Raw genomic sequence first — 13,057 nt, forward strand, 5'->3', positions numbered from 1 at the left:
AATAGGCTATTACAAAATCTTTCCGGAGTTAAGTTCGATGTCTTCTTCCTCAATCGCCGAAGCCGCGCCGTCTGCCTCGCGCAGCAGCGCTTCCGGCGTGCAGATCCTGATCATGGCCGTAGCGGCCTTCATCATCGTGACCACCGAGTTCCTGATCGTTGGTTTGTTGCCGAGCCTGGCGCGGGACCTGGACATTTCCATTGCCCTGGCCGGTCAGGTGGTGACCCTGTTCGCATTCACCGTGATGCTGTTCGGACCGTATCTGACGGCGCGCCTGGCGCACGTCGAGCGCAAGAAGCTGTTCACCCTGATTCTGCTGGTGTTCGCAGCGTCCAACGTGCTGGCGGCGGTGTCCACCAATATCTGGGTGCTGGCCATCGCGCGCTTCATTCCAGCCCTGGCGTTGCCAGTATTCTGGGGCACCGCCAGTGAAACCGCAGGGCAACTGGCTGCGCCTGGGCAATCGGGCAAGGCTGTGGCCAAGGTATATCTGGGCATTTCCGCAGCGTTGGTGTTTGGTGTCCCGCTGGGCACCGTGGCCGCCGACCTGATCGGCTGGCGCGGGAGCTTCTGGGTGCTGGCCGCGGTGTCGCTGCTGATCGGCGTGCTGATGCACTTGGTGATGCCGAAACTGCCCGGCTCGCCCGCCGCCGCGGTCGGCGAGAAGCAGACGGCGATCCTGCGTCAGCCGCGTTTCCTGGCCCATGTATTGCTGTCGGTGCTGACCTTTACCGCCATGTTCACTGCCTACACCTACCTGGCCGACATCCTCGAGCGCCTGGGTGGCGTGCCAGCGGGTCAGGTCGGCTGGTGGCTGATGGGCTTCGGCGCAGTCGGTATGCTGGGTAATCATCTGGGTGGCAGCATGGTCGACCGGCGTCCGCTGGGCGCGATGGTGGTGTTTTTGCTGGTGCTGGGCGCGGGCATGACCGCTGCCGTGGCGTTCGCCGAGCAGCGAGCCTGGCTGATCGCGGCGCTGATTGCCTGGGGCATTGCCTATACGGCGCTGTTTCCGATCTGCCAGGTACGCGTCATGCAGGCTGGCGCCAAGGCCCAGGCCCTGGCGGCGTCGCTGAACATCTCGGCGGCCAATGCCGGCATTGGTCTGGGCGCGATTTTCGGTGGCCTGGGCATTCGTCAATTCGGCCTGGAATCCCTCGGCCTGCTGGCCACCGGCGTGGCGGTGCTGGCGCTGATCGTAGCCCTGCTGATGATCAAGCGCCCGGCAGCAGCCAAGTAATCGGATGGTCTGTAGCAGCGGCGCAAGCCGCGTCGGCGGGCAAGGCGGTGTGTCTGGATGAACGCGGTGAGGCCGGACGCGGCTTGCGCCGCTGCTACAGGGGAATGCGCCAAGCCGCCTCGACGGGAATTGTCTGTAGCAGCGGCGCGAGCCGCGTCGGCGGGCAAGGCGGTGTGTCTGGATGAACGCGGTGAGGCCGGACGCGGCTTGCGCCGCTGCTACAGGGGAATGCGGCATGCCGCCTTAACGGCGATTGAATGTAGCAGCGGCGCGAGCCGCGTCGGCGGGCAAGGCGGTGTGTCTGGATGAACGCGGTGAGGCCGGACGCGGCTTGCGCCGCTGCTACAGGGGAATGCGCCAAGCCGCCTCGACGGGAATTGTCTGTAGCAGCGGCGCGAGCCGCGTCGGGGGCTGAGCGGTATGTCTGGATGAACGCGGTGAGGCCGGACGCGGCTTGCGCCGCTGCTACAGGTCGGCGGGGATTGAATGTAGCAGCGGCGCAAGCCGCGTCGGCGGTTGAGGCGGTGTGTCTGGATGAACGCGGTGAGGCCGGACGCGGCTTGCGCCGCTGCTACAGGGGAATGCGCCAAGCCGCCTCGACGGGAATTGACTGTAGCAGCGGCGCGAGCCGCGTCGGCGGTGGATGCAGCAAAGTGGCGGGATGCACGGTCTGAACCGGCAAGGAGTTTTTACCATGCCCTCACTCAGTACCGACATCGAGTTGTTCTACCAGCCGCCCTTCGACTGGCAGCGCCTGCTCAGGTTCTTCGGCGGGCGCTCCAGTGCCCTGGTCGAGACCGTCATCGACGGCGTGTACCTGCGCACCGTCGAATGGCGGGGTGACGAAGGCCTGCTCAGTGTCCGCCAGGACCCGACCCGTGACTGTCTGATCGCGCGTATCGAAGGCCCGGCCGGCGTTCACCTGCCCGCTCTGGTGCCACGCCTGCGGCGCATGTTCGATCTGGATCTCGATCCTCGGCAGTTGCACGCGGCCCTGGACAGTGACCCCTGGCTAGGCCGTCTGCTGCTGCAGACGCCGGGACTGCGTGTGCCTGGCACCTGGTCGACTTTCGAGCTGATCGTGCGCACCATCGTCGGCCAGCAAGTCAGCGTCAAGGCGGCCACCACCATTGCCGGGCGTCTGGCCGAGCGTGCCGGGCGGCCGGTGGCGCAGGCGCAGCACCCTCAGGTCGCATGGCAGTTCCCCACCCCGGCCGCCCTCGCCGCAGTCGACCTCGAGCGGATCGGCATGCCAGGCAAGCGAGTGGCGGCATTGCAGAACTTCGCCGCCGCGGTCGCCAGTGAACAACTGCAGATCGAAGCGTTCGTCGATGAACACGCGCGTACCGACCTGACGCCCTTGCGCCAGGGCCTGCTGGCACTGCCGGGCATTGGTCCGTGGACGGTCGAATACGTGGCGATGCGTGCCTGGCGCGATGCCGATGCCTGGCCGGGCAGCGATCTGGTGATCATGCAGGAGATCACGCGCGCGCACCCCGAGTTGCTCAAGCCCGGTCATCAACGGCTGCGCAGCGAAGACTGGCGGCCATGGCGTGCCTACGCCGTCATGTACATCTGGAACGAGCTCATGGACCGCACCGATGGCCAGCGCGGCGGCTGACACCGGGGCGCCATGACGCCCCGGTGTCGTACATGCGCCTAGCGCTGCAGGGGTGGCGTGCGGGGCGGGATCACGCGGCGCTGGCCGGTGGCCTCGAACGCCGCAGCGAAACGCAGCAGTTGCGTGTCGTCGTAGGCGCGGCCGGCGAACGTGAGCCCCACCGGCATGCCGATGTCAGCCATCAGGCCCATCGGCACGGTCACGGTAGGGACGCCCAAATGGCGGATCGCCAGATTGCCGTTGGCCACCCACACACCATTGCTCCAGGCGATGTCCGCCGCGGCCGGGTCGACGTCGGCATTGGCCGGCGCCACATCGGCGACGGTTGGGAACACCACGGCATCCAGCTGCAGTGCCTGCAACCAGTCTTCCAGGTCGATCTTGCGGGTGTGCTCCAGTGCACGCAGGCCGTCGGCCAGGGTGTCGATCCGGTCCCACGGGGTGATGCCCCGCTCGGCCATCTTCACGTACTCGTCCATGCCGGCGGCCAGGTCGCCTTCGCGGTTGGGCAGCGTGCCGGGGTCGTGTGGAAAGATCAGCGGCCCATCGACGTCCACCAGGCGGTTGAGCGCCGGGTCGCCATTGGCGCGCAGGAAATCGTCGAACGCCCAGGCCGTGAGGTCCCACAGCTCATGGTGGAGGAACGCCGGGTCGACGATGCCGCGGTTGAACACGGTCGGCGCACCCGGTCGGTCGCCTTCGCAATTGGACACCAGGGGAAAGTCCACTTCCACGACTTCGGCGCCAGCCGCCTCGAGGGCACGCCGTGCCTGCTGCCACAGTTCGATCACCGAAGCACGGGTGTGGATGCGCTGCCCGGTTGGGCCGCCGATGCCCGGCTGCGCCGCCGTGCCTGCCAGCGGGTCGGCATTGATGTACATGCGCGGAACTCCAAAACGCTTGCCCGCCAGTGCCTGCGCAGGCGCGGCCAGTTCCAGGTAGGACGCCGGGCGCACGCTGGCGACCTTGGGTATCGGCACCCAGGGTTGCAGGCGCCACAGATCGCCACGCGTGTCGGGGTCGTCGGCAACCACCACATCGAGGATTTCCAGCAGATCGGCCATGGTGCGAGCAAATGGCACGACCACGTCCATGGTCGGCGTCAGCGGCCAGTTGCCTCGCACCGAGATGATCCCGCGCGAGGGCGTGTAAGCGCACAGGCCGTTGTTGGACGCCGGACCTCGCCCGCTGGACCAGGTTTCTTCGGCCAGGCCGAAGGCAGCGAAACTGGCGGCAGTTGCGGTACCGGCGCCATTCGACGAGCCGGACGCAAAAGGCGCCGTGAGAAAGTCGGCGTTGTACGGGCTTTCGGCGCGTCCGTAGACGCCGCGCTGCATGCCACCATTGGCCATCGGCGGCATGTTGGTCTTGCCCAGGCAGATCGCCCCGGCCGCGCGCAGACGCTCGACGGTGAAGGCATCGCGCTGCGCCACCAGCCCGGCGAAGGCCGGGCTGCCGGAAGCGGCGGTCAGCCCCTTGACCAGGTAGCTGTCCTTGGCGGTGTAGGGGATGCCATCGAGCGGCCCCAGTGACTGGCCACTGGCGCGGCGCGCATCGGCCGCATGGGCTTCGGCCAGCGCCGCGGGGTTCGGCACCACCAGCGCGTTCAGCGCGGTGGGCGTGTCGGCGCCGTCGTAGGCGGCAATGCGCTCCAGGTAGGCCTGGACCAGCTCGACTGCGGTGGTCTGGCCGCTTTCCAGCGCGGCGCGCAGTTGCGCGATGGAAACCTCGGTGACTTCGATCATGCTGCTCTCCTGCGCGATCAGCCCTTGGCCGCCATAGCGGTGACTTCCACGCGCATGCCTGGGGCAGCGAGTGCGGTGATGCCCACCGCCGCGCGCACCGGCCAGGGCTTGGCGAAGAAGCGCTGGTAGACCTCGTTGAAGGCGGGACGATCAGCCATGTCGGTCAGGTAGATGGTCAGGTGCAGCACACGATCGAGCGAACTGCCCGCTGCTTCCAATGCCACTTTCAGCGCCTGCAGCGTGCACTCGCTTTGCTCGGTGATGCTGCCCAGCTCCAGGCTGCCGTCGGCGCGGGTCGGGATCTGGGTGGTCACCAGCAGGCCGCCGAAACCTGCGACGTCCGAGGAAATCGACTCGGGGTCGGGGTCCGGAAGGAACGTGATGTCGTCATGGGCCATGGAATGTTCCTCAAATCAGTGATTGGCAATGGCCGGCATGTTACCGCCCGGCCATTGCAAAATGAAACGGCGTGAAGCTCAACCCACCAGGTGCAGGAAGTGCATGTGCCGCTCGTAGTGATCGAGAATGTCGCCGATCACCTCGTCACGGGACCAGCCCATCACGTCGTGATCCTGGCCACCCTCGCGCAGGTGCACTTCAGCGCGGAAGTACTTGCGCTCTTCGCCCGGCGGCCCGCTCATGACGAAGCTGGGAGTGGCATAGGCATGGGGCCTGATCTCGTAGATGAAGGCGGTGTCGGTGGGGCCGACACTCAGGCGCACCCCGCCCTCCTCGCCGTCTTCCACGGTGCAGTCGTAACCCTGCAGGCGCCACTCCTCGGCGACGCCAAGGCACGCCGGACGCGCCACGTCCTCGATGAAACGAACCACGTGAGCACGCCGTGGAAACATCGCCAAGGTACGCAAGCGGCGCTGCCAGGTGCCGCCGGTCCGAGGCGTGCTTGGCGAGATGGCCAGTGCCTGGTGACGCAGGTCACGCTTGGTAGCGTCGAGTTTGAGCGCCTTGAGCAGGCCGCGCATGCTCAGCAACAGCGCCAGGGTAAAGGGCAGCGCGCTGGCGATGGTCGCGGTCTGCAAGGCCTTGAGGCCGTCGGCGAGCAGCAGCGCGATCGCCACCAGACCCATGCTCGAGGCCCAGAAGATGCGCTGGCGCACGGGGGTGTTCTCCGAGCCGCCGGACGCAAGCATGTCCACCACCATGGCGCCGGAATCCGCGGACGTCACGAAGAACACCACCACCATGATGATCGCCAGCGCGCTGATCACCCCGGAAAACGGGAAGTGCTGGAGAAACGCGAACAGCGCCAACGAGGTGTCCTTGTCCACCGCAATACCCAGGTCAACCATGCCCTGGTCGAGAATCATGTGGATCGCGGTGTTGCCGAACACGGTCATCCACAACAGGGTGAACGCGGTGGGCACCAGCAGTACGCCGGTCACGAATTCACGGATGGTACGGCCGCGCGAGATGCGCGCGATGAACAGCCCCACGAACGGCGACCACGCCAGCCACCAGCCCCAGTAGAACAGGGTCCAGCCGCCGATCCAGTCAGTGGGCTGGTAGGCGTTGAGGTTGAGCGTGCGGCTGACGATCTCGCTCAGGTACCCGCCAGTGTTCTGCACGAAGGTCTGCAGGATCAGCACGGTGGGGCCGAGAATCATCACCATGGCCATCAGCAGTACGGCCAGCCCGAGGTTGAGTTCGGACAGCCGGCGGATGCCCTTGTCCAGCCCCGACACCACCGAAAGAGTGGCCAGCGCCGTGGTGCCGATGATCAGGGCGATCTGGATCGGGATCGACACCGGAACGCCGAACAGCGCGTTGAGGCCGGTGTTGATCTGCGCCACGCCGAAGCCCAGCGAAGTAGCCACACCCAGCACCGTACCGATGATGGCGAAGATGTCCACGGCGTGCCCGATGGGGCCGTAGATGCGCTCGCCGATCAGCGGATAAAGCGCTGAACGCAGGGTCAGCGGCAGGCCGTGGCGAAAGCTGAAATAGGCCAGGATCAAGGCGACGATGGCGTAGATGGCCCAGGCGTGCAGGCCCCAATGGAAAAAGGTGATTTTCATCGCCTCGCCCGCGGCGGCAACGGTGTCACCTTCACCGTAGGGCGGATTGAGGAAATGCATGACCGGCTCGGCGACGCCGAAGAACATCAGGCCGATGCCCATGCCTGCCGAGAAGAGCATGGCGAACCAGGTCATGCTGCTGTAGTCGGGGGTGCTGTGGTCCGGGCCCAGTTTGATGTCGCCGTAGCGGCTGACGCCCAAGAACACCACGGTGCCCAGGATGATTGCCACGGCGAGAATGTAGAACCAGCTGACATTGGTGAAAATCCAGTCCTGCACCACGGCGAAGAACGTTTGCGCCTGCTGTGGCATCAGGCTGGCGAACAGCACCAGCAGCAACAGCAGGATGGCCGATATCCAGAATACCGGCGGGTTGAAGGTCGAGGGTTCGACGGGTTCTGACTTCACAGTCATCGAATAGCTCCTGGTGGGACGTGCAGCGCATGCCTGAGGTGGAAAGTGTAGGTGTGACCGCACCAGGCCCTCGAGGTTTAGCAGATGGGGAAATCAGTCATCCGTTTGCGGCTGATGTATTTGCAAACATATTCATCAGGGCACTTGGGCAACGTTGTTCTGGCCTCCGTGTCTATCTCAGAACAGGCGTTCTCGACGACGCTGCGTGACTATCTATTGGAGGATTCGATGGCATTTGTCGACAGCTATGTGAAGGAGATCATCGCACTGGAAGTGGCGCTCTTTCATGCGCGGGTGCGTCTGCAGGCAGAGACCGACGAAGAGGCACTGCACGATCTGCGCATTGCCGTACGGCGCATCCGCAGCCTGTTGATACCCGTCCGTTCACTGTCGGCGATGCAGCCTCTGCTGACTGCAGCCAAGGACGTGGGCCGCTTCACCACGCCCACCCGCGACCTGGAAGTCATGGTCCAGGAACTGGAACGGCGTGGGCTGCAGGACGCGGCCGACAAACGCCGCGCGCGTCTTGCAGGCGAGCATCGGGTGATCGTCGACCATTCGAGCCTGAATGCCCTGTTCAGTGCTCTGGACACCTGGTCGGCGGCGTTCCGCGCCAGCGACCTGGGCAGCCACTCGCGAGCGTTCGAAAAACGCGTGGTGAAAACGCTAGACAAACACGTTCGCAAGCTGCGGCGGGCATTGAAGGATGCCGACTTCGACCGCCACGAGCTGCGGATCCTGGTCAAGCGCACGCGCTATCTGATCCAGGCATTCGGAGACCTGTCGCCGCTGTCGCCCAAGGCGGAGAAATCCCTCAAGGCGGTGCAGTCGGCGCTCGGTTCATGGCATGACCATCACCAGTGGTGCATCCAGGCCAAGGTCGAGACCGACCTGCAACCGTTGCAGCGAATCTGGGAGAAGGCCTCGGCCGCGGAACTGGCCAAGGCCGAGGTGGAAATGCGCAAGCTGGCGCGGCTGCTGCCCAAGGGCACGTAGCGCCAGCTGGTGGCAAAGCGGTCGATCAGGCCGCTTTGATGCGTGCAGTGACCTGAGCCAGTTCCGCCGACAATTGATGCAGGTGGCTGCTGGCAGCCTGGGTGCGATCGACGTTGCCCTGATTGGTGGTGGCGATGGCGGTGATTTCCACCAGGTTCTGCGCGATGTCGTCGACCACGGCGTTCTGTTCCTCGGCGGCAGTGGCGATCTGCCGATTCATGTCCCTGATCGCTTCGATGGTCTGCGTGATGCGGGTCAGGGTCTGACCCGCCGCGACCACCTGCTCGGCACCTTCGTCACTGCGCTTCTGCCCGCTTTCGATGGCCTGCACGGCGTTCACCGCGCCGGTCTGCACGGTGTCGATGATCTGATGGATTTCCTGGGTGGAGGCGGCAGTACGCTGCGCCAGGGTGCGCACTTCGTCGGCCACCACAGCAAACCCGCGGCCGGCATCGCCCGCGCGCGCGGCTTCGATGGCCGCATTGAGCGCCAGCAGATTGGTCTGATCGGCAATCCCGCGGATCACCTCCAATACCTTGCCGATGCGGCCGCTGTCGTCACGCAACTGGCGGATGACGTCGCCGGTCACGGCAATTTCGCCGCGCATGCGGGTGATGGTATGGATGGTCGCCTGCATTGCCTGCTCGCCGCTCTGCGCTTCGCGGTCGGCGTCATCCGCCGCAGTGGCCGCGCCGGCGGCATGCCGTGCGACTTCCTGGGCGGTGGCAGACATCTCCTGCATCGCCGTGGCCACCTGATCAGTGCGTTCGAATTGCTCGCTGGTGCCTTGCAGCATGACCGCAGCGATAGTGTTGAGCTCGCCGCTGGCCTGGTCCAGATTGGCCGTGCTGCGCTGCAGGCGGGTGAAGGTGTCGGCGAGAAAATCACGCAGGGTGTTCGCCGCCACGGCCAGGCGACCCAGTTCGTCACGGCGATGGCTGACCACCCGCTCGGCCAGTTGCCCCTGGCTCAGGCGTGCCACGTAGTCGATCAGATCGCGTACCGGGGTGACCAGATTGCGGTTGACCAGCCACAGGCTCAGGGCCGTGATCAACAGGCCCGACGCCAGCATGATGACGATGCCCCAGGTGATCGCCTGGTGGCCCTGCTGGTTGATCAGCAGCGATTGTTGTTCGGCAAGCGCGCGCAGTTCGGTTACCAGAGCATTGAGCTGCTCGCTGGTAGCGCGGTCGACGCCTGCCACGGCGCGGTCACCGCTGGCAGCATCGGCGCCGCTGGCCAGAAAGGCATCCCGACCCTTGCGATAGGCCGCACCCAATGTCGCGTGTTCGGCGCGCAGGCGTTGTGCATTCTGGCTGATGCCCGCGGGCACCCCCGGCAGCTCGCCGAGCGCTTGCAGGGTCGTCGCCACCGCGCGTTCCTGCTCCTCGAACTGCGCCCAATACTTGTCCGCCGCCTTGGCATCCTTCCCACGCAGCAGCACATTCTTCCATTCCTGCACCTGGGTCTTGAACTGAACGTTGGCCCGGTCGACCAGTTCAGTGGCGCGCAGGGGCCCCGCCACCAGCGCCGTGTAGTCGTCCAGGCTGGCCGCAAGAAACTTGAAGCTGCCCAGGGCAATCAGCAGCAGGATGAGCAACCCGCTGGCCAGCAGCGCCAGGACCTGTGCGCGCAGAGACGTTTTGAACATGACAGACCTCGAGAAGGGAAACCCTGCGAAAGCATGGGCTGGCGTTATATCGGCCACTCGAGGCGATTGCTTGAAGGAAGATCGCGGCGGCCGACGGCCGGTGGTGTCTGGCCCGGGCCATTGCGCTCGGCTGCGCAGGTGCTGCGCAAAATATTTCGACACGAAGCCTGGTGAACTAACGGTTGGCGCCGGCGATCCCTTCTATGCGCACCCTGCGCCCCTGACGAGCCGGTACACCCGTGCCGATGTTGTCCAACGATGAGGAACAATCGTGACCACTTCTACCCAACTCGCCTATCGACACAGGCCAGGCCCGCTGCATGCGATTTTCCTGGCCGGCACCGTACCGCTGTTTCTCGGCGCCCTGCTCAGTGATATCGCCTACTACCAGAGCTATCAAATCCAGTGGAGCAACTTCGCTGCCTGGCTCATCGCCGGGGGTTTGGTGTTCTGCGGACTGGCGCTGGTCTTCGCCTTGATCAATCTGGTCCGTGCCGAGCACAAAGGCGGACGTGCGGTGCTGTATTTTCTGCTGCTGCTGGTCACGTGGGTGCTGGGGCTGGTGAACGCCTTCGAGCATGCCAAGGATGCCTGGGCGGTGATGCCGACCGGGTTGGTCATGTCGGTGGTGGTGACCGTACTGTCGCTGGTAGCGGCATGGGTCGGTTTGAGCAATCTGCGTTCGGGAGGTGTTCGATGAAATATTCAGGCGCATTGACGGCCTTGAGCGTGGCGTTGCTGCTCGCCGGCTGCGGCAGCGAAGCCGACAGCACCCAGGCACGCGGGCCCGACCCGAAGTTGCCGGAAGCGCAGCGCGGCCTTCTGCCGAGCATGAAGATCGCCGAGCCGGTGGCGTGGGGTGACAGCAAGCCGACCGTGCCGCAGGGCTATACCATCAGCGCGATCGCCACCGGCCTGGCCATCCCGCGGCAGACCCTGGTCCTGCCCAACGGCGACATCCTGGTGGCCGAGGGTCGCGGTGGCAGCGCCGCCAAGCTCAAGCCCAAGGATGTGATCGCCAGCTACATCAAGGCCCAGGGCAATACCCAGGTCAAAGGCGGCAACCGCCTGACCCTGCTGCGTGACGCAGATGGCGACGGCACCTATGAGCTGAAAACGGTGTTTGCGGAAAATCTCAACGCGCCCTACGGCCTGGCCTATGCCAACGGCAAACTGTACGTGGCCAATCAGGATGCGCTGGTGCGCTTCGACTACACCGACGGGCAGACCAAAGCCAGCGCGGCGCCGACCAAACTGGCCGACCTGCCGTCGGCGATCAACCACCACTGGACCAAGTCGCTGGCCATCAGCGACGACGCGCGCTACCTGTACGTGGGCATCGGCTCCAACAGCAACGTGACCGAGCGCGGCATGGAGGTCGAGATCGACCGCGCCATGGTCTGGCAGATCGATGCGCAGACCGGTGCGCACAAGCCCTACGCGACCGGTATACGCAACCCGACGGCGCTGACCATTCAGCCGGGGACCGGCCAGCTATGGGCAGTGGTCAACGAACGAGACGAACTGGGCCCGGACCTGGTGCCCGACTACCTGAGCTCGGTACGTGAAGGCCAGTTCTATGGCTGGCCGTACAGCTATTGGGGCCAGAACGTGGATTCCCGCGCTCAGCCGCAGAACCCGGCGAAAGTCGCCGCCGCAGTCAAGCCCGACTACAGCCTGGGCTCCCACGTCGCTGCACTGGGGGTGGACTTCTCGATCCCGGCCATGGGCGAGAAATTTGCCCAGGGTGCGTTCGTCGGTGAGCACGGCAGCTGGAACCGCGACAATCCCGTGGGCTACAAGGTGATCTTCGTGCCGTTCGCCGGTGACAAACCCGCTGGCGAGCCGATCGACTTCGCCACCGGCTTCCGCGGCGACGATGGCAAGACCCGCGGCCGCCCGGTGGGCGTCACGGTCGACCCGCGCGGTGCGTTGATCATCGCCGATGACTTGGCCAACACTATCTGGCGGGTAACCCCCAACCGTTGAGGCCGACCTGGGGGCGCCCTGCCCTTGGGTGATTTGGATCTGCGCGGCGCCCGCCGCGCAGATCTTGCATTGCAACCGCGTTCACTCACTTGCTCATCAACGTCAGGGCGTCTACCAGGGCGTGCATGTCGGCCGGCGTGGTGTTTATGCCTGGCGTTACCCGTATGCAGGGCCCACAGGCCGAGCCGGCACGGGCCACCGTGAAGAGGTTGAACTGCGCCAGCAATTGATCGATCTTGCCTTGTTGATCCTCCACGTCGCGAAAGCGGAACGAGGCGATGCCGCACGTCAGCCGTGGATCGTCCGGCGTGAGCACTTCAATGCCGGGCAGCACGCGCGCCGCAGGTAACCAGAGGTCGCGCAGGTAGCGCAGGCGCGCACCCTTGACCTGCCAGCCGCCGAGCGCCTCATGTTCGGCAAACACGGTCGGCAGGCTCATCAGCGCCGGCACATTGGGCGTGCCGTAGGGCGTCAGGCAGCGTATGTCGTCGGCCGGGTAGCTGGGGTTGCCCATGTCGGGAGCGAAATCGGCCAGGCGCTCGCGGCGTACGTGAATGACCCCGAGGCTGAGCGGCGCGCCGATCCATTTCTGCAGGTTGAAGCCGGCCATTTCCACGCCCATGTCGGCCAGATCGACTTCCATCTGGCCCAGCGAGTGCGCGCCGTCGAGAATCACGTCGATCCCGTGCGCCTTGGCCTCGGTGGCGATGGCTTTGACCGGCATGACCAGGCCGGTGCGGTGGGTGACGTGGGTCAACGCCATGAGCTTGAGCCGTGGGTGGGTGGCGAAGGCCTCACGGTAGCTGTGCAGCAGGCCGTCGTGGGTTGCAGGGTGGGCATGGACCAGGGTGACCAGCTCGACCCCGCGCGCCTGTTGCAGCCAGTCGAAAGCGCCCTGCACCGAACCGTAGTCGAGGTCGCTGATCAGCACCTGGTCGCCCGGCTGCAGGCGCTGGTAATTGCGGATCAGCGAGTACAGTGCTTCGGATGCGCTGCGGGCGAAGGTCAGTTCGTCGGCAGGCAGGCCCATCAGCTCGCCGAGTTGGTGGCGGATGGCCTCGGCCTGGTGCTTGTCGAAATGCTCGCGGACCTGCACCGAGTTGCCGCGGTTGACCTGCCTGATCGCGTCTTCGTAGGCCTGTACCACGCCTTCGCTCATGCGCCCGAAATACCCGCCGTCGAGGTTGATCGGCCCGTCGTCGCGCGGGTAACGCGCTGCAACGTCCTTCCAGAAGGTTTCATCCATGGCCAATTCGGCAGGGCTTTGCATTACGCAGGGCATGACAGCGCGCTCTCGGTGGGAAAAGCCTGTGAGCATCGCCGCGCCGCCCGCGCGATGCAAGCGTCGGCGCCGACCGTCGTCGGGCA

10 protein-coding genes and 1 pseudogene are annotated in these 13,057 nt (G+C 65.4%); 5 read left to right on the forward strand and 6 right to left on the reverse strand.

Features of this window, described 5'->3' with window-relative positions:
• Positions 1–37: 37 nt before the first annotated feature.
• Positions 38–1,240 (forward strand): MFS transporter, encoded by a 1,203-nt coding sequence (locus IFT57_RS01720; RefSeq protein ID WP_122800500.1) that lies wholly within the window; start codon positions 38–40, stop codon positions 1,238–1,240.
• Positions 1,241–1,934: 694 nt separating this feature from the next.
• On the forward strand, positions 1,935–2,861 hold the full coding sequence (locus IFT57_RS01725) for a DNA-3-methyladenine glycosylase family protein (RefSeq protein WP_122797437.1): 927 nt from the start codon (positions 1,935–1,937) through the stop codon (positions 2,859–2,861).
• 38 nt (positions 2,862–2,899) lie between these two features.
• Here the strand turns inward: IFT57_RS01725 and IFT57_RS01730 are convergent, their stop codons facing one another.
• The 3 genes from IFT57_RS01730 to IFT57_RS01740 form a co-directional block, all read right to left on the reverse strand.
• The gene (locus IFT57_RS01730; protein ID WP_192150156.1) at positions 2,900–4,606 is read right to left on the reverse strand and encodes an amidase; all 1,707 of its coding nucleotides are present in this window, start codon (positions 4,604–4,606) and stop codon (positions 2,900–2,902) included.
• A gap of 17 nt (positions 4,607–4,623) precedes the next feature.
• The gene (locus IFT57_RS01735; RefSeq protein ID WP_192150158.1) at positions 4,624–5,004 is read right to left on the reverse strand and encodes a RidA family protein; all 381 of its coding nucleotides are present in this window, start codon (positions 5,002–5,004) and stop codon (positions 4,624–4,626) included.
• Positions 5,005–5,082: 78 nt separating this feature from the next.
• Entirely contained in the window at positions 5,083–7,053 is a 1,971-nt protein-coding gene (locus tag IFT57_RS01740; RefSeq protein WP_192150160.1) for a BCCT family transporter, read from the reverse strand.
• 228 nt (positions 7,054–7,281) lie between these two features.
• On the opposite strand from IFT57_RS01740, the gene IFT57_RS01745 reads away from it, so the two are divergent.
• Positions 7,282–8,049, forward strand: coding sequence for a CHAD domain-containing protein (locus tag IFT57_RS01745; RefSeq protein WP_192150162.1), 768 nt, complete (start codon positions 7,282–7,284; stop codon positions 8,047–8,049).
• Positions 8,050–8,074: 25 nt separating this feature from the next.
• Here the strand turns inward: IFT57_RS01745 and IFT57_RS27215 are convergent, their stop codons facing one another.
• Together IFT57_RS27215 and IFT57_RS27220 are read right to left on the reverse strand one after the other, a co-directional pair.
• The gene (locus IFT57_RS27215) at positions 8,075–8,845 is read right to left on the reverse strand and encodes a methyl-accepting chemotaxis protein (protein ID WP_446731184.1); all 771 of its coding nucleotides are present in this window, start codon (positions 8,843–8,845) and stop codon (positions 8,075–8,077) included.
• Positions 8,846–9,010: 165 nt separating this feature from the next.
• Positions 9,011–9,700, reverse strand: a pseudogene (locus IFT57_RS27220) (methyl-accepting chemotaxis protein); the annotation flags it as partial.
• 271 nt (positions 9,701–9,971) lie between these two features.
• Here IFT57_RS27220 and IFT57_RS01755 point away from each other — a divergent pair.
• The gene (locus tag IFT57_RS01755) at positions 9,972–10,400 is read left to right on the forward strand and encodes a DUF2231 domain-containing protein (protein ID WP_122713049.1); all 429 of its coding nucleotides are present in this window, start codon (positions 9,972–9,974) and stop codon (positions 10,398–10,400) included.
• Positions 10,397–11,689 carry a PQQ-dependent sugar dehydrogenase gene (locus tag IFT57_RS01760; RefSeq protein WP_192150166.1) on the forward strand — a complete coding sequence of 431 codons (1,293 nt, stop codon included), beginning with the start codon at positions 10,397–10,399 and terminating at the stop codon, positions 11,687–11,689. The genes IFT57_RS01755 and IFT57_RS01760 overlap by 4 nt, the downstream gene beginning before the upstream one ends.
• A gap of 85 nt (positions 11,690–11,774) precedes the next feature.
• On the opposite strand, the gene IFT57_RS01765 is transcribed toward IFT57_RS01760, so the two are convergent.
• Complete coding sequence (locus IFT57_RS01765) at positions 11,775–12,959, reverse strand: aminotransferase class V-fold PLP-dependent enzyme (RefSeq protein ID WP_192150838.1); 1,185 nt, start codon at positions 12,957–12,959, stop codon at positions 11,775–11,777.
• Between the last annotated feature and the right edge of the window lie 98 nt (positions 12,960–13,057).

It is taken from the genome of Pseudomonas sp. CFBP 13719 (assembly GCF_014842095.1).
Classification (GTDB): Bacteria; Pseudomonadota; Gammaproteobacteria; order Pseudomonadales; family Pseudomonadaceae; genus Aquipseudomonas.